The organism is Streptomyces colwelliae, from assembly GCF_048158785.1.
Lineage (GTDB): Bacteria > Actinomycetota > Actinomycetes > Streptomycetales > Streptomycetaceae > Streptomyces.
Window position 1 is genome coordinate 1 of sequence record NZ_JBLTJC010000100.1, and the last position, 20,964, is coordinate 20,964.

Annotated in this window: 19 protein-coding genes and 1 pseudogene; 14 read left to right on the forward strand and 6 right to left on the reverse strand. The window is 67.4% G+C overall.

Annotated features, from left to right (window positions below; translation table 11 throughout):
• The 5 genes from ACNFOC_RS21775 to ACNFOC_RS21795 form a co-directional block, all read left to right on the forward strand.
• On the forward strand, positions 1 to 813 hold an 813-nt coding region (locus ACNFOC_RS21775; RefSeq protein WP_416960766.1), incomplete at its 5' end, for an MBL fold metallo-hydrolase.
• Positions 814 to 815: 2 nt separating this feature from the next.
• A complete protein-coding gene (locus ACNFOC_RS21780) occupies positions 816 to 1,226 on the forward strand; it encodes a nuclear transport factor 2 family protein (RefSeq protein ID WP_416960767.1) in 411 nt (136 codons plus the stop codon).
• Between the two features lie 407 nt (positions 1,227 to 1,633).
• Positions 1,634 to 3,262 carry an MFS transporter gene (locus ACNFOC_RS21785; protein WP_416960768.1) on the forward strand — a complete coding sequence of 543 codons (1,629 nt, stop codon included), beginning with the start codon at positions 1,634 to 1,636 and terminating at the stop codon, positions 3,260 to 3,262.
• 162 nt (positions 3,263 to 3,424) lie between these two features.
• The gene (locus tag ACNFOC_RS21790) at positions 3,425 to 4,825 is read left to right on the forward strand and encodes a DUF2252 domain-containing protein (RefSeq protein WP_416960769.1); all 1,401 of its coding nucleotides are present in this window, start codon (positions 3,425 to 3,427) and stop codon (positions 4,823 to 4,825) included.
• 15 nt (positions 4,826 to 4,840) lie between these two features.
• Positions 4,841 to 5,260 (forward strand): SHOCT domain-containing protein, encoded by a 420-nt coding sequence (locus tag ACNFOC_RS21795; RefSeq protein ID WP_416960770.1) that lies wholly within the window; start codon positions 4,841 to 4,843, stop codon positions 5,258 to 5,260.
• Here ACNFOC_RS21795 and ACNFOC_RS21800 read toward each other — a convergent pair.
• Positions 5,250 to 5,501 carry a hypothetical protein gene (locus ACNFOC_RS21800; RefSeq protein WP_416960771.1) on the reverse strand — a complete coding sequence of 84 codons (252 nt, stop codon included), beginning with the start codon at positions 5,499 to 5,501 and terminating at the stop codon, positions 5,250 to 5,252. The genes ACNFOC_RS21795 and ACNFOC_RS21800 overlap by 11 nt on opposite strands.
• 442 nt (positions 5,502 to 5,943) lie before the next feature.
• Between ACNFOC_RS21800 and ACNFOC_RS21805 the strand changes: the two genes are divergently transcribed.
• Entirely contained in the window at positions 5,944 to 7,284 is a 1,341-nt protein-coding gene (locus ACNFOC_RS21805) for a hypothetical protein (protein WP_416960772.1), read from the forward strand.
• Between the two features lie 849 nt (positions 7,285 to 8,133).
• Here ACNFOC_RS21805 and ACNFOC_RS21810 read toward each other — a convergent pair.
• Positions 8,134 to 9,519: an SIR2 family protein gene (locus ACNFOC_RS21810; protein WP_416960788.1), complete on the reverse strand. Its 1,386-nt coding sequence runs from the start codon at positions 9,517 to 9,519 to the stop codon at positions 8,134 to 8,136.
• Here ACNFOC_RS21810 and ACNFOC_RS21815 point away from each other — a divergent pair.
• The 3 genes from ACNFOC_RS21815 (at position 9,406) to ACNFOC_RS21825 (ending at position 11,783) form a co-directional block, all read left to right on the forward strand.
• Positions 9,406 to 9,930 carry a hypothetical protein gene (locus ACNFOC_RS21815; protein WP_416960773.1) on the forward strand — a complete coding sequence of 175 codons (525 nt, stop codon included), beginning with the start codon at positions 9,406 to 9,408 and terminating at the stop codon, positions 9,928 to 9,930. The two genes, ACNFOC_RS21810 and ACNFOC_RS21815, sit on opposite strands and share 114 nt — an antisense overlap.
• A gap of 191 nt (positions 9,931 to 10,121) precedes the next feature.
• Positions 10,122 to 10,961 (forward strand): S1 family peptidase, encoded by an 840-nt coding sequence (locus ACNFOC_RS21820; RefSeq protein ID WP_416960774.1) that lies wholly within the window; start codon positions 10,122 to 10,124, stop codon positions 10,959 to 10,961.
• A gap of 168 nt (positions 10,962 to 11,129) precedes the next feature.
• Positions 11,130 to 11,783 (forward strand): hypothetical protein, encoded by a 654-nt coding sequence (locus tag ACNFOC_RS21825; RefSeq protein ID WP_416960775.1) that lies wholly within the window; start codon positions 11,130 to 11,132, stop codon positions 11,781 to 11,783.
• A gap of 17 nt (positions 11,784 to 11,800) precedes the next feature.
• Here ACNFOC_RS21825 and ACNFOC_RS21830 read toward each other — a convergent pair whose 3' ends face one another.
• Positions 11,801 to 12,334, reverse strand: a complete 534-nt coding sequence (locus ACNFOC_RS21830; RefSeq protein ID WP_416960776.1) for a putative endonuclease domain-containing protein — start codon at positions 12,332 to 12,334, stop codon at positions 11,801 to 11,803.
• 11 nt (positions 12,335 to 12,345) lie between these two features.
• Positions 12,346 to 13,023 (reverse strand): hypothetical protein, encoded by a 678-nt coding sequence (locus ACNFOC_RS21835; RefSeq protein WP_416960777.1) that lies wholly within the window; start codon positions 13,021 to 13,023, stop codon positions 12,346 to 12,348.
• A gap of 136 nt (positions 13,024 to 13,159) precedes the next feature.
• On the opposite strand from ACNFOC_RS21835, the gene ACNFOC_RS21840 reads away from it, so the two are divergent.
• Positions 13,160 to 13,534: a hypothetical protein gene (locus tag ACNFOC_RS21840; protein ID WP_416960778.1), complete on the forward strand. Its 375-nt coding sequence runs from the start codon at positions 13,160 to 13,162 to the stop codon at positions 13,532 to 13,534.
• 13 nt (positions 13,535 to 13,547) lie between these two features.
• On the opposite strand, the gene ACNFOC_RS21845 is transcribed toward ACNFOC_RS21840, so the two are convergent.
• Positions 13,548 to 13,982, reverse strand: coding sequence for a hypothetical protein (locus ACNFOC_RS21845; RefSeq protein ID WP_416960779.1), 435 nt, complete (start codon positions 13,980 to 13,982; stop codon positions 13,548 to 13,550).
• A gap of 105 nt (positions 13,983 to 14,087) precedes the next feature.
• Positions 14,088 to 14,414, reverse strand: a complete 327-nt coding sequence (locus ACNFOC_RS21850; protein ID WP_416960780.1) for a hypothetical protein — start codon at positions 14,412 to 14,414, stop codon at positions 14,088 to 14,090.
• A 732-nt stretch (positions 14,415 to 15,146) separates the two neighbouring features.
• On the opposite strand from ACNFOC_RS21850, the gene ACNFOC_RS21855 reads away from it, so the two are divergent.
• The 4 genes and pseudogenes from ACNFOC_RS21855 to ACNFOC_RS21870 all read left to right on the forward strand — a co-directional run bounded on the left by ACNFOC_RS21855 (position 15,147) and on the right by ACNFOC_RS21870 (position 20,857).
• A complete protein-coding gene (locus tag ACNFOC_RS21855) occupies positions 15,147 to 15,662 on the forward strand; it encodes a hypothetical protein (RefSeq protein ID WP_416960781.1) in 516 nt (171 codons plus the stop codon).
• Positions 15,655 to 16,266, forward strand: coding sequence for a hypothetical protein (locus tag ACNFOC_RS21860; protein WP_416960782.1), 612 nt, complete (start codon positions 15,655 to 15,657; stop codon positions 16,264 to 16,266). The genes ACNFOC_RS21855 and ACNFOC_RS21860 overlap by 8 nt, the downstream gene beginning before the upstream one ends.
• 233 nt (positions 16,267 to 16,499) lie before the next feature.
• Positions 16,500 to 16,727: pseudogene (locus ACNFOC_RS21865) on the forward strand (IS110 family transposase); the annotation flags it as partial.
• Between the two features lie 107 nt (positions 16,728 to 16,834).
• Positions 16,835 to 20,857: an SGNH/GDSL hydrolase family protein gene (locus ACNFOC_RS21870; RefSeq protein ID WP_416960783.1), complete on the forward strand. Its 4,023-nt coding sequence runs from the start codon at positions 16,835 to 16,837 to the stop codon at positions 20,855 to 20,857.
• Positions 20,858 to 20,964: the final 107 nt, after the last annotated feature.

Below are 20,964 nucleotides of genomic sequence, written 5' to 3' on the forward strand. Positions count from 1 at the left end.
ATCACCGCCTGGGACGTGGTGAACGAACCCTTCAACGAGGACGGCACCTACCGCTCGACGCTCTGGTACAACGGCCTCGGCGCCAACTACATAGCGCAGGCGCTGACTTGGGCCCACGCGGCCGACCGACGCGGCCACCGCCTCGCCGCCGAGATCCTCGACTCCGGCAAGAAGCTGACCACCGTCCTCGTCAGCCACGCCGACCCCGACTTCTACTTCGGCGCCGAAGTCATCGCCGACGCCTTCCCCGACGCGACCTTCGTCGCCACCCCCCTCGTCATCGAACACATCCAGCACTCCTACGAGGGCAAGCTCAAGGCGTGGGCCGCGCTCGGCGCGAACCTGCCCACCCGCCTGGTCGACCTCACCCCGCTGACCGGCGACCTCACCCTGGAGGGCCACCGCTTCGAGCTCAAGGGCGGCCCGGCCGCGCTGCCCGACCGGCACTACCTGTGGCAGGCCACCCACCGCGCCCTCCTCGGCGGCGTCCTCCTCTTCCAGCAGGAACACGTCTGGGTCGCCGACACCCCCACCCCCGGCGACCGTGCCGCCTGGATCGGCCTGCTCGACGAAATGGCCGCCCTGCAACCGGAGTTGGTCGTCCCCGGCCACCGCCTGCCCGGCACCGCGGCCGACGCCTCCGCCATCACCGCAACCCGCGACTACCTCCTCGCCTTCGAGGAGGAGCTCGCCACGGCGGCCGACGGTGCGTCGCTGACCGAGGCGTTGGTCAAGCGTTTCCCCGACAACGGCATGCTGATCGCCGCCCAGATCGGCGCGAAGGTCGCCAAGGGTGAGATGAAGTGGGGCTGACCATGGCCGAGTTCGCGACCTCCACCGCCCCCGCCGATGTCGTACGGCGTCAGTATCTGGCGTCCGCGGCAGGTGACCTTGAGGCGCTTCGGGCCACCCTCGCCCCCGACGTCGAGTGGACGGAGATGGCCGGCTTCCCGCTCGCCGGCACCTACCGCACCCCCGACGGCGTCACCGCGGGCGTCATGGAGAAACTCGGCCAGGACTGGGACGGTTGGACCGCCCACGACGACACCTACGTCGTCGACGGCGAGAACGTCGTCGTCCTCGCCCGCTACACCGCGACCAACAAGGCCACCGGCAAGCCGATCGACATCCGCGTCGCCCACCACTTCGTCGTACGCGGCGGACACATCGTGCGCTTCGAGCAGTTCGTCGACACCGCCCTCGTCCGCGAGGCGATGACCGGCTGAGCGGTCCGGATCCGGGAGTCGGCCACACGGGGTGTGGCCGACCCGCCGTCGGTGACGACACCGGGACCGACCGCGTGGACGCAGAAGCGGTTGTCGCCAGGACGCGGGCACACCGACGTGAGGACACGGCCGCTGAGGATCTCGGCGATCCGTGCCGATCAACGCTCATCCTCCTGTGTCCCGAACACGTCCCGAATCCGCCGCCGGGCAGGCATGATCCGGCCGCGCCAAGCGGACGCACCCCAGCTCGGAGCGGCAGGCGAGTTCCGGCTCACCCGGCCGAGCGGAAAGCCGTGTCAGCCGGTCGTGGCCCGCCCGAAGTGACTCCGGCGCCCTCGGTCCGCCAACCGGTTGACCTCCGTGGCGGGTCGCGGATCGCCCTCCGGGACGGCTGGGACCATGCGCGCATGGCACCCGACGCAGGTACTGCTGAGAGTTCAAAATCGGCGCGACTCGTCCTGCTGACCCTCGCCGCCGGTCAGTTCCTGATGGCGCTCGACAGCTCCGTCATGAACGTCTCGATCGCGACGGTGGCCGAGGACGTGGGCACGACGGTGACAGGTGTCCAAGGCGCCATCACGGCCTACACCCTCGTCATGGCGATGTTCATGATCCCCGGCGGCAAGGCGGGCGCGCTGATCGGACGCAAACGCGCGTTCATGATCGGCTGCGTCGTCTACGGCTGCGGCTCCCTCACCACGGCGCTCGCACCGAACCTGCCCGTGCTGCTGTTCGGCTGGTCGTTCCTGGAGGGGATCGGGGCGGCTCTCATCCTGCCCGCGATCGTGGCGCTCGTGGCAAGCAACTTCGCCGCGGAACGCCGTCCCGCCGCCTATGGACTCGTCGCGGCCGCGGGGGCCGTGGCGATCGCGGTCGGGCCGCTCATCGGGGGTGTCGCGACGACGTACTTCTCCTGGCGGTGGGTCTTCGCCGGTGAGGTCGTGATGGTGCTCGGCATCCTGGTGCTGGGCCGCCGCATCGCGGACGCGCCGATCGGCGAACGCCCGCGGATCGATCTCGTCGGTGCCGCGCTCTCCGCCCTCGGGCTCGGGGTCTTCGTCTACGGAGTCCTCCGCTCGGACGAATGGGGCTGGTTCCAGCCGAAGCCCGGCGCGCCTTCGTGGCTCGGGGTTTCACTGACCGTGTGGCTGATGCTGGCCGGTCTGCTGCTGGTCTGGCTCTTCCTCCGCTGGGAGGCCCGCCTGGTGGTGCGGCACAGGGAGCCGCTCGTCGACCCGGGCATGCTGCGCAACAAGCAACTCACCGGCGGACTGACGATGTTCTTCTTCCAGTACCTCGTACAGATGGGGGTCTTCTTCGTCGTACCGCTCTATCTGTCCGTCGCCCTGGGCCTGTCCGCGCTCAAGACCGGCGCCCGTATCCTGCCGCTCTCGCTGACACTGCTGGCGGCCGCCGTTCTGATCCCCCGCTTCTTCCCGGATGTATCGCCGCGGCGGGTGGTGCGGCTCGGAATCCTCGCGTTGCTCGCGGGCGCGGTGGTCCTGATGGCCGCGCTCGACGCGGACGCGGGCGCCGAAATCGTCACCATCCCCCTCCTGTTGATCGGGCTCGGCATGGGCGCGCTGGCGTCCCAGCTCGGGTCGGTCACCGTGTCCGCGGTGCCCGAGGCACAGAGCGCGGAAGTCGGCGGCGTCCAGAACGCCGTCACCAACCTGGGTGCCTCGATCGGTACGGCACTCGCCGGGTCACTCATGATCGCCGCGCTGACGACGTCCTTCCTGACCAGCGTGGAGCAGAATCCGGCGATCCCGGCCGAGGTCAAGAGCCAGGCCACGGTCGAACTCCAAAGCGGCGCGCCGTTCCTGTCGGACGCCCAACTCAAGTCCGCCTTCGAGGAAGCGGGCACGAGCACGGAGGTGGCCCGGGCGGCACTCGACGCGAACACCGCCGCCAGGATCGACGGACTGCGCGCCGCACTCGCCGTCCTCGCCTTCACCGCTCTCCTCTCGCTGTTCTTCACCCACAGGATCCCGACCACCCAGCCCCGCTCGGCGGAGCCCCGGGGCCACGGCTGACGGGTCCGCATCCGAGGCGACGGCTGGGGCCGTCCCGTTGCCGGGGCGCTGGTGGCCGAGATGCCTGCCGCTACGGAGTGTGAAACCGTGGGGGTGAGTGGGGAACACGGTCCGGGTCGGGGCAGACGCTCCGTCCGGCCGCTTCCCCCAGGAGGTGGCGTCATGCCTGACCAGGCCGACGGAAGGCTTCCGGAGGAACGGGCGGCACGGGGCCGTGCGGCACGGGCGGACGCACCACGCTCCGCCCACGCCGAGTACCAGCCCTCGCCGAAACGACCGGACCCCGTGGACACCATCGAGGCGCAGTCCGCCGCCCGGCTCCCGGAACTCGTGCCCATCCGCTACGGCCGGATGCTGGAGTCCCCCTTCCGTTTCTACCGGGGCGCCGCCGCCATCATGGCCGGAGACCTGGCCGACACCCCCCGCTCGGGAATCACCGCCCAGCTGTGCGGTGACGCGCATCTGCTGAACTTCCGGCTGCTCGCCTCGCCGGAACGGCGTCTGGTGTTCGACATCAACGACTTCGACGAGACCCTGCCCGGCCCCTGGGAGTGGGACGTCAAGAGGCTGGCCGCGAGCCTGGCCATCGCCGGACGCGAAAACGGCTACACGGATGCCGAACGTGCCTCCGTCGTACGAGCCACCGTGCGGTCCTACCGCAAGGGCATGCGCGGCTTCGCCGGCCTGGGCAACCTCGACGTCTGGTACACCCAGGCCGGCGCGGACATGCTGCAAGCACTGGCGGACCGGAAACTGGGAGTCGGGGCCCGCAAGCGTGCCCGGCGAGCCATGACCAAGGCCCGCGGCCGCGACAGCGTCCAGGCCTTCGAGAAGCTCACGCGGGTGGTCGACGGCCGGCGCAGGATCGCCCCCGACCCGCCTCTGATCATGCCGATCCAGCACCTGCTGCCGGGCACCGAGCGCGACGCCCTGGAGGAAGGACTGCGCGAGCTGATCGAGCGGTACAGCCACAGCCTTCAGTCCGACCGCCGCCACCTGCTGGGGCAGTACCGGATCGTCGACATGGCCCGCAAGGTCGTCGGGGTCGGCAGCGTCGGCACCCGCTGCTGGATCATCCTGCTGCTCGGCAGGGACGACGAGGACCCGCTGCTGCTACAGGCCAAGGAGGCCGACCTGTCGGTGCTGGCCCCGTACGCGGGCACGAGCACCTACGACAACCAGGGCCAACGGGTCGTCGCCGGACAGCGCCTCATGCAGGCCACCAGCGACATCTTCCTCGGCTGGGAACGCGTCATCGGCATGGACGGACGCCAACGCGACTTCTACATACGCCAGTTGCGGGACTGGAAGGGCATCGCCGCACCCCAGCTCATGGTCCCCGAGGACATGCGCGCCTTCGGTGAAGTCTGCGGCGCCACCCTCGCCCGCGCCCACGCCCGCTCCGGAGACCGCATCGCCATCGCCGCCTACCTGGGCGCGGGTGATGTCTTCGACCGCGCGCTCACCGTCTTCGCCGAACGCTACGCCGACCAGAACGAACGCGACCACCAAGCCCTCACCGACGCCGTGGACGCCGGCCGAGTCCCCGCCCAGAGCGCATAAAGCAGGAGGACGACTATGAGCGACAACTTGTATCTGGCTTACGACTATCCGCTGCTGGGCGCGTTCTGGACGATGATGTGGATCTTCCTCTGGATCCTCTGGTTCGTCCTGCTGTTCCGCGTCATCGGCGATGTCTTCCGCGACGACTCGCTGAGCGGGTGGGCGAAGACGGGATGGACCTTCTTCGTGATCATCACGCCGTTCCTCGGCATCTTCGTGTACCTGATCGCCCGGGGTCGTGACATGGGCAAGCGCGAACAGCAGGCCGCCAGGGCACGGCAGGATGCGCTCGACGCGTACATCCGGCAGACCGCCGGAGGTACGGGCACGGGCGGCCACACGGACGAACTGGCCAAGCTCTCCGAGCTGAAGAGCAAGGGCGACCTCACCGAGGCGGAGTTCCAGCACGCCAAGGAGAAGGTCCTCACGTCCTGACGGGGCCCTCGGGTACGGGTGGGCCCTCGCGCAGGTCATGCGTGGTCGCCGCGGCCTTCGCGTGCCGGCGGCCGTACCACTCGGCGGGTCCGAACCACCTGACATACGCCACCGTGGGAAGCCGCAGCCCGCTCCCGGCGAGCGCGAGGGCCACCGGCAGCATCCTGACGACGGTGAGACTGAGCACCGCGTACAGGACGATCCGCCAGTTCAGGTGCTCCAGCGCGGGGCCGAGCAGCACCGCCCCGAAGACCAGAAGGCTGAGGTGCGGCGTCGCGCCGCGGGTCGACGATGTTCAGCGCGGCCGGCCCGAGGAGGATCCCGGAGCCGACGAAGACGATCGCCGGCGGCAGCGGCGTCGAGGACAGCCGACGCGAGCCCAACGCGTACGCGGCGGTGACGCCCGCCACCGCCAGACCGGTCCAGGCCCCACCGCTCATGTCCCGGCCCTCCGGATCCACCCGCTGTCACCCTCGGCCGATTCCGCCCGAACGCGCCGATGACCTCCTTCTACAGGGTCGGGAAAGGGGCACTCCCCGGCCCCGCCGAAGACACGCCGGGCGGTCCCGACCAGGCATCGGAACGGCGGGGCACAGTCACCCGTACGGCCCACCTGTGCGGGCCGACTCACCACGCAGCGGCGGAAATGGAGGCAGACAACCCCCAGGAGTTCTGGAGCCCCCATGGCCACCCCGCACCAGCCGTCCGAGCCCGATGCCGCTCCAGAGGAGAACGCGGGTGATGCTGCGGGAGGTGGGCGTCGGCGCGGCTCGGCGGCCGTACGGATCACGCGGAAGACCGCCTCGGCGGTGCTCATCGTGCTCACCTGCGTCCTGGTGCCGGTCGCGCTGCTCACGGTGTGGGTGCACGACATCGCGCTGGACACCGACCGGTACGTGACGACGGTCTCGCCGCTGGCCTCGAATCCGGCGATCGAGGACGCGGCGGTCAAACGCATCACCGCCGCCGCCGACGTACGGGTGGACGGCAGCCAGGCCGCCGCCGACATCGCCACCTGGCTACAGTCGCAGGGCCTGCCACCTCGTGCGGCACAGTCGCTGAAGGGGCTGGGCCCGCAGCTCGACTCCGCGGTCAACGACACGGTCGAGAAAGTAGCCACCCGTTTCGTGCGCGGCGACCGCTTCGAGCGCATCTGGACGAACGCCAACCGGCGCGCCCACAGCGCGGTCGTGCACGCACTCACCGGCGAGGGCCGTGGCGCCGTGAGCACGAACGGCGGGACGGTCACTCTCGACGTGGGCGAAGCCGTCGACCAGGTCAGACAGTCACTCGTGGACGCCGGCCTGTCCCCGGCCGCCAAGATCCCCGACGTCGACAAGCAGATGGTGCTGCTCCAGTCCGACCAGCTGAAGAAGATCCGCAAGGGCGCCCATCTGCTGGACGTGCTCGGGAACTGGTTCCCCGTGTTCGTCGTGGTGATCGGCGCGGCCGGCGTGCTGCTGGCCCACCGGCGCCGCCGCGCCCTGGCCCGTACGGCTCTCGGTGCGGCCTTCGCCTGCCTGGTCGTGGCCGTCGTCCTGGTCGTCGCCCGCCGCTACTACCTGGATCATCTCCCGCCCCAGGTTCAGTCGGAGGCCGCCGCGGCCGCCGTCTTCGACACCCTGCTGCGCTTCCTGAGGGTCAGCCTGCGCACGGCGATCGTGCTCGGTGTGGTCATCGCGCTCGGCGCCTACCTGATCGGCCCCGGGCGGCTGCCCCTCGCCGTCCGGGGCGCATCCGAGCGCACGGCCGACTCGGCGGCACGGTGGGCGTACGCCCGCCAGATCCGCACCGGTCGTGCGGGGATCTGGGCCGAGGCCCACCGCCGGTGGATCGCCCTGGCCTCCTTGCTGATCGTGGCCCTGGTGTTCGCGCTCTGGAACCACCCGACGGTCCTGACCATCCTGCTGCTGGTCGTCATCCTGCTGGCCGTGCTCGCACTGCTCGCGCTCCTGGCCGCCTCCGGCCGCACCACCATCGATGCCGAGCGGGTGGCACCACCGCGCCCGGAAAACGGCGAGTGACGTTCCGCCAGACGCGTCACCCGCCCCCGCCTCAGGCCGGAGCGCCAACTACCGCTTACGGAACCTGTACTGGAATCGCGGGCAGCGGATTCAATCCGTCGGCCCAAAGCCCTGAATCCACACCCCTGCTGAGACGTTTCGGCGAGGTGTCGGACGTGCGTGGTGGGGCGGGTGGGACTCGAACCTATCCGGGTGACGCTTCTCACCTGCGGGTTTGTCGGCGAAGCGGACTTATGGGCCCGTTTCCATCCCTCTGCGCCTGGCTCGGTCCTCCTCTGCCGGAAGCGGTGCAGCGAACGCTGCACCGCTTCCGGCAGAGGACAAAGTCGACTGGCCAGCCCCCACGCGGTCTACTGCTCATCTTCGTCTGAACCAAGAAGACGCCACCGCTCGGGCGAGGCCGGAACCGCACGGCCGACTCGCCCCCACTGACACGGAAAGAGCGTCTGTCACTATCAGTAACAACGGCGACCCGCCATCTATATGCAGGCGGAAGCGAGCGGATCCCAGGGGAGTCGAACCCGAAATTGTTACCTTCCCTAACCTGCGGAAACATAAGCGAGCCGGGACAAACAACCCTGTTTCCATCTCTCTGTGCCCTGCTCCCCCCTCGATCTGCACCCCATGCTGACGCGTCAGCATGGACCAACTATCCATTGCAATCACGAATCACAGCCCGTCATGGACGATAAATTCCAATGACAGCAAGCCTGACGCACGGCTTTAAACATGCGCGCTAATGCAAACTATGGTGACGGCTGCAGAGCACCGACAATTGTGTCCTCACCGTGCCCGCGTCCCAGCGCCGGGCACCTAGCAACCTCGTGTCCACGGACGGCCCCCGCGGGCTCAGGGCTGACATCGCGGTCGAACGATGCCTAGGGCGCACTCCGGGTGACTTTCCAGGCGCAGAGCAGAACGTCTGAGACATGGTCTACCTGCGACGCATGTGGGCGGCAGTTTGGGTGTACGCGTGCTGAGTGGCTTCCCTCGCTGCCTGAAGCCGTCGTGCGTCGCCGTTGAGGAAGCCCTCGTCGAGCAGGGGGACGTGGTCGCCGTACCGGTCAATCTGCTGTCCCAGCCAGATTGACGCGGGCAGGTAGAAGTCGCCTCGGGGCCCTGTTCGGGTGTGAGGCCAGCTGAATCCCAGGTCTGCGTCGTGCTGGAGGAGCAGGCGCAGGTACTCGAAGCGTTCCCAGGCGTCAACGTAGGCACTCTCGTTGAGGGCGAGGTGGCGGGTGAAGACGGGATGCAGCTGAGTGTGTAGACGCTTGGATGCCTCGCCAGGGCCGAGCGTTTGCTGGGGACTGAGAAACGCCGCCGCAGCGTAGGTCTTGTCGTTGTACCGGTGGAGGATGGTTGGTTCGTGGAGGATGCGAACGAGGGTGCTCCAGCGTTCCTTGGCGAGAGCGGCAATGCCTGCCGCGTAGATGACCATGGTGGCAGGGGCCTGGGCAAGCTGGAGCAGGGACGTGTCCCCGCCCGAGTCAGGGTGGATGCCGAGCTGCTCGATGTCGCGCAGCCACCACAGATCAGTCCCGGTGTCTCCCCAGTAGGCGGTAGTCGCCACGAGAGCAAGAAGGAGTTCGGTCTCCGCTTCGAGGTCGGCGAGTCGGCGGCCGTGCTCAGCAAATGTGTCGGCGACCTGCCAGGGGCCGTCGGTGCGCAGCGGGAGCGTGGCGATGCGGTCAATCTCGCGGTGCAGGGTGTCGTGCAGAGCGACGGGCTGCTTGGTGCCGGACAGGTCTCGCTTGGCCGTGGCGACCGCCACGTCGACGCTGACCGGGTGCTGGCGGGCAGTGTCTGCAAGGGCGTCGGCGGCATCGGCGGTCTGGGTGAAGAATGCGTCGGCGTCGGCCCGGACGGAGGTGGCCGCGCGGTGGGTGAGCAGGTCCCGGGCGGTCTCGGACAGTTCCTTCGGGTCGGTCCAGTACGAGGCGAAGAAGCGGGTGTTGTTGCGGGCAAGGGCGTTGCGCAGGGCGGGGTCCCACGAGGCCGACCAGCCAGCGATGACCAGTCCGTACTCAGCGAAGACCTGGTCGAGCAGGTGTCGACGGCGGGGGCGTAGTGGTCCAGTTCTTCTGGGGTGTTGAGCATGGTTGTGGGCCTGAGGTAGTCGCCGTGGACGTGGACGACGAGGCAGGTGAGAGTGTGCAGCGGGGCCAGGCCGGCAGCGTCGTCGGCGTTGGCCACGACGTGGGGCTCGATGCCGAGCTCGCGCAGGGCGTTCTCCATGAGCCGGTCGAAGTTGGTCGTTACCACGATGCGGACGTGCCCGGCGGAGACGAGTCGGGCGACCGCACGGTGCGCGGCGGTGGGCTGCTTGAGGCTCTCGGCGCGCTCGTGGTCGTCGGGCTCGAAGTAGGAGCGCAGCATCGCCTGCCGCTCGAAGGGGGTGCTCGTCAGGGAGGCCAGGAGGTCGTCGTAAGCGGCGGCCTGCCCGAACCGCTGCTTGTACCAGGCGTGGGGGTCGCCGATTCCCGTGGCGCCTTCTGCAGCGGCCAGGCGCTCGATGAGGTCCTGCTGGACGTCCCACGCGGACGGCATGCCTGCCGCGATCGAGGCGCCCGCCCCGAGCAAGACCGCGTACGCGCCGGGGGTGTCACGCATAGCGAGCGCGAGCTTGACGTGTGGCTCCACAACTGACCTCCACCTACAACGGCATGACAGAGCATTGGGCGCACAAATGCGGTCTGCCCGAACCCACCTTAGCGTCACTTAGACGAAAACAGGGGCGGATGGTCACGGTGAGCTGGAAAATACTGCTCACTGGACGGGACAGTCCCAGCAAGCGGGCATACGCTCGCCGTATGCGAGGCGTCCATAGCGTCCACGAGTTGTCGTCCACGGCTCTCTACATCGAGTCGTGGCACCGCTCGCGCGGGGACGCGCCGGATGAGCGCCTGGGTTCGGGGACCGGATTCTTGATGGGCATCCCCGGCGACTTCTGGCTCGTGACGGCCTGGCATGTGTTGAGCGGCCGCAACTCGGTCACCAAGGAGGTCAGAGACAAACTGGCGCGCTGCCCAGACTTTCTTCGCGTGCGCTTTGCCCGGAGGGGTGAAGGAGGCGAGTTCGAGGCCGCCGACGAGAACTTCGAGCTGTACCCGGAGGGTGACGAGTTCAAGGAGCGCCCCCTGTGGCGCAGCCCGTCAGAGCAGCGCATCGATGTGGCTGCTCTGCGCATCGGCAATGTCCCGGAGTCCGCCGAAGATCCCTTCCTGCCCAACGAGTGGCCCACCCTGCGGGATCTGCATCCGCCGGATCGGCGCGCGGGCCTGCGAGCTGACGCCGATATAGACCTTCCGCTACGTGTCGCGGATCGCCTGTACGTCCTGGGCTTTCCCTTCGGAGACACCGGCAGCTGGCCTTTCGCGGTCTGGACGGCAGCGCTCGTGGCGAGTGAACCCATGAGGGGATGGGACGGGCTTCCCGGATTTCTCCTGGACTCCAGGACCCGGCCCGGCCAGTCGGGTTCCCCGGTCCTGATGCACCTCCGCCCAGGCGACTCGGTCTTCGTCAACGGTGATGTCCACCTGCACGAGGAGTGGGTCACCGCGTTGGTCGGCGTCTACAGCGGGCGCATCAACAAGGAGTCCGACCTGGGCATGGTGTGGACGGCCGAGACCCTCTTCGATCTCCTTCCGCAACTCGCTCCGCCAGAACCACGGCCATAGGTTCCGCCGAGCTTTTGGGGAGCTTCGTCCTGCTGACCATCGTCCCGGCCGCAGCCTGACGCCCAAGGCGTGCTCCACGCCGGGGAGGTGAAACTCCTAGAACGGCGTGCGATCCCCCAAAGGCGAAAAGCAGTAGTGGGCGGGGTACTCGGTTGCCATCCTGGTCGGGTGGACGAGGCAGAGGACCGGTTGAACCTGCCCCGGCCCCGGTGGTCGCATCATGAGATCGCCATCTGGGGCGGCGCCAGCGAAGATGATTTGGCCATCGCGAACGGCTACCTGGAGGTGGCTGAGATCGCCGCGCGGCACTGGATCGCCCGCGGGCCGAACGACTTGCTGCCCATCCCGATCCTCTACAACTACCGGCACAGCATCGAGCTGACGCTGAAGTGGCTGATCCGCACCGCGGCCCGATGCGTGCTACGGGAGGGCTACAGCGGCCCTGAGGACCTGCGCCCCGCCAAGCTGGATGAGCGGCTGCACACCCACAACATCAGGAAGCTGGCGGACTGCCTCAACCGCTACCTCGCGCTGCTGGATCTGCCGAAGCCGGAGCAGCGCATCGACCCGGAGTCCTGGAAGCAGCTGAACTGGCTGGACAGCGAGGACGCGACGGGCGAGACCTTCCGCTACGCCATGGTCGGCCACGGCCCTCACCGTGCTGCGGCCCGCCCCGTGCAGCAGAACGTGAACTTCTACGAGCAAGTCAACGAGCTGCACAAGCTGGCCCACCTGTTGTGGGGCGGTTATGCCTCTCACCTCGGCGTCTACGAGGACTGGCAGATGGAGTACATCGAGGAAATGCGCGCCGCCGGCTACTGAGACAATGTGGGCCGCCGCTACGGCGTCGGCTTCTTGTGGCGGTCGAGTAGCTCGGTGAAGAAGTCAGCGAGGACCTGTGGGCTGTCCGGCCGGGTGAGTTCCCAGCCACCGAAGCGGTAGATCTCGTAGCCAGCCAGCCGCAGGCGGCGGTCCTCGGCGGCCATCTCCGAATACAGCCTGGGCGAGGCGGTGTAGGTGACGCGGCCGTTCTCGTCGGCCGGGTTCTTGGTGCCGTAGTGGTGGGCTCCATCGACCTCGATGACGATCCGGGAGCGGTCGGGAGCCAGCAGGAGGAAATCCATGCGCTGCCGGTACAGGGCAGCGCTGTGCTCGCTGCTTTTGCGGGTGTAGGGGTCGTAGTGCAGGTAGACCTGAGGGATCAAGGCGGGTAGGTCGAATCCGTCGGGTTCGGCGTAGCGGGCGCAGTAGGTACGCAGAAGCGTCTGCTCGGGGAGAGAGTCCAGGGAGCGGTACAGCCGTCGGTACAGGGCATCAGCAGCAATTGGTTCATCGGCAGATGGCAGGTGGTTCGTCGCCCACCAGGTAACCATCTGCCGCCATGTCAGACCGTGTGCCGGCAACGAGTCGCTGTACACGAGCAGTTCTCGGCGTTCTGGACGATCTCCACGTCGTTGTTCACGGCGTCCCGGAGCACGATCTTCGGCTTCGGGCCGACCGCTGCGAAGATCAGGTTCTTGAAGGTTCCGCGGGGCCCGTTCTTGAAGCGCTGCTCGTATTCGATCTCCTGCAGTTCCTCCAGGGCCACGGGGGTCGGCCCGAGAAGGTCTTCGATGCACTCGCGACGTGCCTGCCAGCCGCCCCCGCCGGACATATCGTTCTTGCGCCAGTAGTCGTAGAACCCGCTGTGGTGCCGGAACGGCAACTGCGGAGGCTCCAGTCCCAAGCGGCTGAGGACCGTCCGGTGTGCCTTGACAGCGAGGACGACTTCCTCGTCGTTCATGCGCTCGTCGTGGCTGGTGCCCCTGGCGACGAAGTCTTCGTGCAGAAGCCGGGTCAGGGCCACGGCCACGTCCAGGTCCGGCTCGGCGGGCAGCGGACCAAAACGCAGCAACTCCATCAGTTCGACATCGAGCCCCCAGAGCGGACACATCCACTCGCCGGGTCGACGCTCAGTCCAGTTCACCGTGTCGTCGGGCTTGGTGCGGAAGAAATCGTCTGTGTGCACGCCTGCGCCTCCCCATACCGCCAGCGATGTGATCGTCTCCGCCCCCGCTGACAAGGCAAGGCCGTTCTCACCGATGGACCCGGTAGGAATCGCGGATCGCTGCCGCTCCGGTGATCCTCGTGCGGTCGGGTCTTAGGGGAGCAGGCCGACGATCTCGCGGCCGGCCTCGCGGGCGGGACGCCCGACGCCGATGAAGGGGCGCAGGTTCCGAGGACGACTCGGCCCGGGTGGCCAGGACAAGTCCACGGGGCGGCAAGGCGCTGGGGGCAGGCATCTTCACCTGTCCGGCGAAGTCTCAGCCTGTGCCGTCACCAAGCACCTGGCCAGCGACGAGGGCAAGATCAGCGCCACCCCGGCCAACCAGGGCCCGGAGCAGCCGTGGCGGCCCGGCAAGCCGCTCCCCGCAGCCATCGACCCCACTCAGCCGAGCGCCGACATCCGCATGATCATCCGCGAGGCCAAGCGCGCAGCTGATGAAGCATCACTCGCGGCATCAGTTGGCACAAGGACATCCTCGCGCAACGGGCCCCATGGCAACGAAGATCCGATGCCGGACAACAAGTGACTGTCCGAACAGCTCACTGACGTCCGGGAAATCCAGGGCGGCCCTTGAATTCCTCAGCCGCTCTGATCAAAAGATCTATTTTCTCCCGAGCCGGTTCTTCGCGGTCAGCCAGGAGCATCGCCTCGGCGAACCCATAAGCGTAGCCGATCATGATGTTGGCCGGAGGTGAGGATTCCTCCTTGCGGGCGCACAGGAAGTTGAACCACTGGTCGAGTTCATCCTTCAAGGGACCACTGTGCAGTTCGCTCGTCGGGGGCGTACGCAGCGGTGTCTGACCGAGGTCGATCCGTTCGGCCGCGTCCTCCTCATCCACGCACACAGATCCGGCCCCAAAGCAGTCATCGCATTGAACCCACTGGAGTTCGCCATCGGTTCCGCCGCTTTGCACGGATCCGTCCCCCTGGCAGTCGCTGCACGTGAACTCGTACTCGCCTGCGACCAGTGCCATCTCGGTGCCCCTCCCCGTGAATCGTGTTGCAGCAACGGTGATCCTACGTAGATGCCGCTTCTCCGGAGTCGAGAACGGGAGACTCGCGCATGGTTGGTCGGCATCTCAAGCTCGGGTCACCTCCGCTCGCGCGGAGAACACCGAACAGCCCCACGCTGTACGGGCGGCCTTCTCGCACCAGCCCTCGCAGGCAGTGCCGCCCAGCCGGGCCCGGTACCAGGCGATCGCCCGGTTCGTGCCACCCAGGACGGCATGCAGCCCGTCGCCCTCTGCGGCCGGGAGCAGGGCCCGCGTCGGGGTGGCGAGGACGGGGTCCGCGATGTCGTTCTCGCCGATCGAGCTGAATACCTCCAGCGGAAGGTCCTCGGACGACTGCGACGGCTCTTCCTTCGCCACGTCCAGGCCGTCGCGGGCAGGGGTGATCTCACTCATGGCATACCTCCATGCAGGTGGGTGGGGAGTCGCGGAGTGACCGGCTGACCCGGCGGCCCCGCCGACCATCACGCTGCCCCACCTGCCAGGCCCCGCGCACCTGTTGACTCCCCCACTCCTGCCCCGAGTCCGAGAGGCTCCCCGGCCTGGGTTGATCGAGCACCGCGCCGTGCGGGGTGTGAAACAAGAAGGGGCCGGCGGAAGGCCGGAGCACAGGCGGGGAGCAGGGGGCGAGCCGGCGGGTGGGTGTGTCGGCTCGGCCGGTCAGGCGGTGCGGCGGGTTGTGGTGGTGGCCTGCTGCGGTCCATGAGTTCGCCGTTGGCGGCACGGACGATCACGCCATGACCGACGGCGACAGGGAAGATCGCGGAGCTCCCGTCGGGCCTTACAACTACCTGATCTTGAAGCGTAAGAACGCGTCAGCCTTGGTGGTTATGGGACTCCTGTTTCAGTCGTTCCGTGCCAGGAGGCTCCGTTCCGCTTTGTTGATCGGAGGTGGATGATCATCAGCTCCCAGCCACCTTTTGACATGCCCTTGATGGTTCCTTTAATCGGCAACTTTCAGTCATGTACGCGCCACCCCCTGTCGACAGTTTCACTTCACACCTAGGTTGACACCTGCGTTTCAAACGTTTGTGCGGATCGGGTGGGGCTCAGGGGGCGTCCTCCTGGAGGCGCCCGACCAGCGCCATCAATCTGTATTCGTCTTGCTTCGAGGGGGAGTCAGTAACCATGTTCAAGCTCAGGGCAAGTCTGCGTGCCGTCACCGTTGCCGCGATGCTGGTCTTAGGCCTGGTGGCTGTACCGCAGGCGGTGGCCGCCGACCAGCCTGCCGTACCGATCGCAAAGACGGCTGATGCGGCCACCCGGGCCATCGCCAAGGCCGACCCGCAGCCCGCGGCGGCCGCGGCCACGGTGTGCGGGACCGGGTACAGCCTGTTCCGCGCTGTACCGCTTCCGGAGGGGACAGACCCTAACCTGCGGCTGGCCACATTGTTCTCCTACGAGAACAACGGCAAGGGCTGCGCCATCCTCGACAACAACGTCGGGGTGTCGCGTTACATGTACTTGCACGTGTGCAAGGTGGACAACACCGGCTGCTCCACGGACTCGGGGAACTTCAGCGAATACGCCGGCCCTGTCTACGTAGCCAGCGAAATCTGTGCACCCGTGACTGCGAAGATGGGCACGAGCTCCAGCAACTTGTACATCAACTACGCGACCGAGTACATGTTCTCCTGTGACTGAGAACCTGCCCGGCAGAACCCGGGCCTCCGCGCGCTTCCTGTTAGTGGCGATAGCCGCAGGGCCTCTTGCTCTGACCGCCTGCGGCAACGAGGGAAGCCACCAGGCCGACACGTCGTCCACACCGCACTCCTCGGCAACTGCCGCGGCCGTGGCCAAGCCGTCAGGCACGGCTGGCGCCCCCAATAAGGCAGCACAGAACGCGGCCGACCAGCGCGCGGCCGCCGCCGCCAGTGGAGATCCCGTCCAGCCGACGAACACGGCTGTCCCCGATCCCAAGGACTACGGATTCGGGAAGGCCGCGGCCACGGCAGCGCACGGTGAGGTCGTCGCGTACACGCCTCGCCTGGTGTCGGGACGGGTCGTGGTACCGCTGACCTTCCACAACAGCAGTGACAAACGCCTGGCTTACACCGTCACCGTGACGGTCGTGGGCGGCAAGCAGAAGTCCCCGTTCTCGGTCGTCGAGAAGGCCGGCAATGTCTGGCCGGGCACAACGTGGCCGACCCAGGCAGACATCACGGTCTCCGGCGCCACGGCGGGGACGAGCGACGCGAAGATCAGCTTGAAAGTCGTCCAGTACGACCCGTTCGCAGACACCCACTGACCTGTCACTCTCACCTCTCAGCGTCACCCACGCCTCGCACGTCGTGCGTAGTGCCACCGGCTCAACTCTTAAGTTCCCGCCCGCCCTTCAGGCCTTTTCCGGCCGGGGCGGGCGGCCCCACTCGTGCCCGGTCGGAGGCCCTGAGGCCATCGTCTGTGCGGCCCTCGACACCACGGGCGACATCCCCGGAAATGCCACCGCCCGGCCCTCACAACCTTCGCGGGCCATGGGCGGGCGGAAACCGGCAGCTCAAACGCGCCATGCTCCTCTCCACGTTCGCCTGCATGAACGCCGACCCCGCCTCCCGCACCGACTACGACCGCCGGCGAGGCCGCGGAAAAACCCACACCCAGGCCCTCCTCCGCCTGGCCCGTCAACTCATCAGCGTCCTGTTCGCCATGCCCCGAGACGGCACCTTCTACGAACCCCGCATCCCCCAGGACGTCGAACTCACCGCATGAGCCCCATAAGGCAAACCATCCCAAACCCAAACCGGGTGCCTTGGCCAAGGACGTAGAGGCCTCCCGCACTCAACCAGTCAAACTCCTGACAGAAATGGTTCCATTCTGTGAGATACAGCAAAAAAGCACGCATATCTTTAGCTGCAATAGCAGCCGGAGGAGTCCTGGTCGGACTCCTCCAGTCCACCGCGTCGGGCCTTGAGCAGCAGTCCACAGACGCCCCTCCGACAAGCACACACCCGGCACACGATTCCACCGCCAGACCCCCCACCAGAATCGCAAAACCGGCCGGAACGTTCGGTTCGGACTGGAAGACGTCTACAGACCGGGCCGTCACCGCAGCCGCGGACAGCGACGGCCTCCATCTGCTGGTCGCCGACAGCGCATCCGCGTACACGTGGAAGACCGCGGCAGTCCTGAACGAACCGGGCATGCCCGGTGACACCTGGATCGGCAACGCGTGCGTCATCGACCACGCCCATGCGGCGGTCGTCTACGCCCCGCGCACCTTCACCAACCACCCCGACATGATGCTCGGGGGAGCCTTCACAGCGATCGTCGATCTCGACAAGGGAGTGGTGAACAAGCTTGCGTTCACCGCGTCTCTCGCCTACTTCGACCCCACCTGCAACCCGGCTACGCACACGGCGGCATTCACTTCGCAGCGGGACAACGAGTCACGACTGATGACGGTGGACACGTACGGCCGCACAGTGGCCGACACCGTCGCACAGGGGCAGGTCACCTCCCCGGTCCCCGTGAACGACGGTGTGATCGCGGCGCTCGGCAACCAGCTCGTGCACATCGACCGCAAAGGCAGCACGAAAACCCTCGTCAAAACCAGCCGGGCCCCGTACGACATTCACGCGCTTCCGGGCGGGAAGATCGCTTTCCTCGACCGCACGGGCAACACCACGACACACGCCAAGACATACACAGCGGGCAAGGTCGCCACTGTCGCCACCGGCAAGCTGGAGCAGCTCGCCCTGAAGCAGGCCGGCACCAGCCGGGTGTTCCTCACCGGCAAGCCTTCCGGCACGACGCGTCTGTCGGGCAGCGGGGTGAGCCTGCTGGACGCGCCGGCAGAAGCCGACGTGTCGAGCCTGGGCCGACTGGCCGTCAACCCCGTCCTCTCCGATGCCGTCCAGAGGGGTCTGGACAACGTCAAGAACGCAGGCAAGGGCTTCACCAAAGGTGGTGAGCCCGTTCCCGCCGAGCCCGGCCACGCCCTCACCGTCACCGGCGTCGCGACAGCTACCGGGAAGCCCACCACACAGCTCGCCGCCGAGCCCGGCACGGCAGTGGGGGGCGCCAAGCTGTCCCCGGCCCTGGCCGGCACTCCCAGCGCCAAGGCATCGGTAGCCGCGGCCAGTATCGAGAACGACCCGGTGGACACCGACCGCTGGTGCTCGGTCCCCCGCAACGACGTCAGTCAGCTGGCCCTGCAGCCCACCCCCAACCAGGTGGAATGGGCCGTGGACATGGCAGTCCGCGGAAACCTGCGCTCCAACTACCTTACCCAGGGCGGCTGGCGCTCACAGACCGGTATCGGCACGATCGACCCGCAGGGCCTGTTCCCCATCCCGACCCTGAACGGCGGCAACGGCAGCGGCCGTATCCCCGCCCAGGTCGAACTCGGCATCCTGGCCCAGGAGTCCAACCTGTGGCAGGCGGAACAAGGCTCCATCCCGGGGCAGATGGGCAACCCGCTCGCCGCGGTCGACGGCTTCTACGGCCATGACGGCAAAGCGACCACGCTGGCCGCCCACTGGAAAATCAACTGGGCGAAGTCCGACTGCGGCTACGGAGTCGGCCAGGTCACCGACGGCATGCGCCTGGCCGGTTACGAGAAGACCGACGACAACGGGAACAAGGAGACCGCCCTCTCGCCGACCCTGCAAAAGGCCGTGGCGCTCGACTACGCCACCAACATCGCCGCCTCGCTGAAGATCCTCGCCGACAAATGGAACGAGGTCCACACCAGCGGCCAGATGGTCACCGCCAACAACGACGACCCCTCGAAGCCGGAGAACTGGTTCACCGCCGTATGGAACTACAACCTCGGCTTCAACAAACCCGGAGCGGACACCAACTGGGGCCTGGGCTGGTTCAACAACCCCGCGAACCCCGACTACCCGCCCACCCGTAAAGCTTTCATGAACACCGACCTCGACGCGTTGGCCATCAAGGACGCGGCGCATCCGCAGGACTGGCCGTACGAGGAGAAGGTGCTGGGATGGGCCTCCTGGTCCATGGACAGTGGCCACTCCTATGCCACTTCCGGCCGTCAGGACTGGCCGGGCGAGTCCGGGTTCTCCTCCGCCGGCTTCCGCCCCGCGTACTGGAACGGCACCGATCGGACCGTCGTGGACATCAACAGTGCGAAGTACAACCGGGCGCACGCCAACCCGACGCTCGATACTTTCTGCAACGCCAAAAACAACTGCAGCGTGACCAGTCCACCCGACTGCCCCGACGCGGACTGCTACAAGCAGTACTGGTGGCACGAGTCCAACGTCACCTGGAAGTCCGACTGCGCCACCACCTGCGGCTTCGAGAACATCAAGTACGTGACTTTGATCAGTGAGCCCGGCCGCGGCACCCGCCTGCAGTACGGAACCCCGCTCTGCTCGGGCGCTGCCAACGACGGCCGGCCCAACGGCTCCTGGTTGGTCGATTCCGTACCCGACGCCACCGAGACCTGGAGCAGCTGTGGGAAGTCCTATTCGAGTGGAACCTTCAAGTTCGCCTTCAACGCGGACCCGGCCGCAACCGGTCCCGGCCTCGGCCCGTTCGAGGCCAAGGCCGATCTGCATCAGGTCGGCGGTGGCTACCAGGGGCACTACTGGTACACGCACACCCGCGATACGCCCCATCTCGGTGGCGCCGACGGGGCGATGACCATGAAGGGCACCTGGACGCTCAACCAGAACCTCAGCTGGGCCCGCGTCCTGGTGTATCTGCCCGACACCGGCGCCCAGACCCGGCAGGCCACCTATACCGTCGGGGGCTCGGACAGCACCAGCCCGGACAGGGTCGTATTGCAGCGCGCTGGCGGCTGGGTCAGCATCGGGGCGTTCCACTTCACCGGGACGCCGACAGTGTCCTTGTCGAACTCGACGGCGGACGGCACAGGGGACGAGGACATCGCGTGGGACGCGGTGGCCTTCCAGCCCCTCACCGGAAAGCCGGCGAACTCCATCGTGGCAATGGGCGACTCCTACTCTTCGGGCGAGGGCGCCAGCGGGGCCGGCGGCACGGACTTCTTCCCGGAGACCGACCACATGGACAATGTGAACAGCGAACTGATCGACAAGTGCCACCGCTCCAAGCTCGCCTGGTCCCGGCAGGCGACGCTGCCCGGCTCCGGCACGTCCATCGGAGCCCTGGCCGACAGCCTCGACACACAGACGGACTACCACTTCATCGCCTGCTCAGGTGCCCGCACCTACAACATTCTCACCAGCGGGCAGTCCCACGAAGTGCCCCAGATCGACGCCGGCTATCTCGACCAGAACACCACCCTGGTCACTCTGTCGGTCGGCGGCAACGATGCCAGGTTCTCGGATGTGTTCAAGCAATGCGCATATGGCGCTGGAACGGAGCAGTGCCAGAACACGGCGATAGGGAACAAGGACCCGATCACAGGCGAGGACGTTGCCGGAGACACCGGACCGCTCAAAGACTGGGCTCCCACGTGGCTGCACGACCAGGTCCGGCCACGCATCAGGGCGGTGCTGACGCGGATTCACGATGTGGCGCCGAACGCGAAGATCATCCTCATGGGCTACCCGGAGCTGCTGTCGGGGGCCAAGGACTGCGTGGCAGGAATCGGAATGGAGGAGGAGGCTCCCTGGCTGAACTCGGTCGCGGACATGCTGGATACGGAGATGGACGGCGCCGCGTCGGACGCCAAGTCCCAGGACGGGATCAACGCGGTGTTCGCTGATCCCCGCAACGCGTTCTATGGCAAGACGGTGTGCGGTGATCCGGAGGATGTGAACGGCATCGTGGAAAACGGGCGCTCCCAGGCGGACGCCGAATCACCCGAGCCCGCCATGGCATCGTTCCATCCGAAGATCGCGGGAGCCCGCATCTACGCCGACGTGCTGCAGCAGTATCTGCCGTAGGGAATTGAGGAAGTCCGGGGAAGGGGCCGAGTTCCAGGCCCTTCCCCCCAGGCCAGGGCCTGAGTACGCGTACTCAGGCCCTGGCCATCCCCACCCCCGAGTCGGGG

Bases quoted from the DNA above. Each gene is read 5' to 3' on its own strand.
- ACNFOC_RS21780 (WP_416960767.1), top strand. From the start codon at position 816: ATGGCCGAGTTCGCGACCTCCACCGCCCCCGCCGATGTCGTACGGCGT.
- ACNFOC_RS21785 (WP_416960768.1), top strand. From the start codon at position 1,634: ATGGCACCCGACGCAGGTACTGCTGAGAGTTCAAAATCGGCGCGACTC.
- ACNFOC_RS21790 (WP_416960769.1), top strand. From the start codon at position 3,425: ATGCCTGACCAGGCCGACGGAAGGCTTCCGGAGGAACGGGCGGCACGG.
- ACNFOC_RS21795 (WP_416960770.1), top strand. From the start codon at position 4,841: ATGAGCGACAACTTGTATCTGGCTTACGACTATCCGCTGCTGGGCGCG.
- ACNFOC_RS21805 (WP_416960772.1), top strand. From the start codon at position 5,944: ATGGCCACCCCGCACCAGCCGTCCGAGCCCGATGCCGCTCCAGAGGAG.
- ACNFOC_RS21810 (WP_416960788.1), bottom strand. From the start codon at position 9,519: ATGGAGAACGCCCTGCGCGAGCTCGGCATCGAGCCCCACGTCGTGGCC.
- ACNFOC_RS21830 (WP_416960776.1), bottom strand. From the start codon at position 12,334: ATGGTTACCTGGTGGGCGACGAACCACCTGCCATCTGCCGATGAACCA.
- ACNFOC_RS21840 (WP_416960778.1), top strand. From the start codon at position 13,160: ATGAAGGGGCGCAGGTTCCGAGGACGACTCGGCCCGGGTGGCCAGGAC.
- ACNFOC_RS21845 (WP_416960779.1), bottom strand. From the start codon at position 13,982: ATGGCACTGGTCGCAGGCGAGTACGAGTTCACGTGCAGCGACTGCCAG.
- ACNFOC_RS21850 (WP_416960780.1), bottom strand. From the start codon at position 14,414: ATGAGTGAGATCACCCCTGCCCGCGACGGCCTGGACGTGGCGAAGGAA.
- ACNFOC_RS21855 (WP_416960781.1), top strand. From the start codon at position 15,147: ATGTTCAAGCTCAGGGCAAGTCTGCGTGCCGTCACCGTTGCCGCGATG.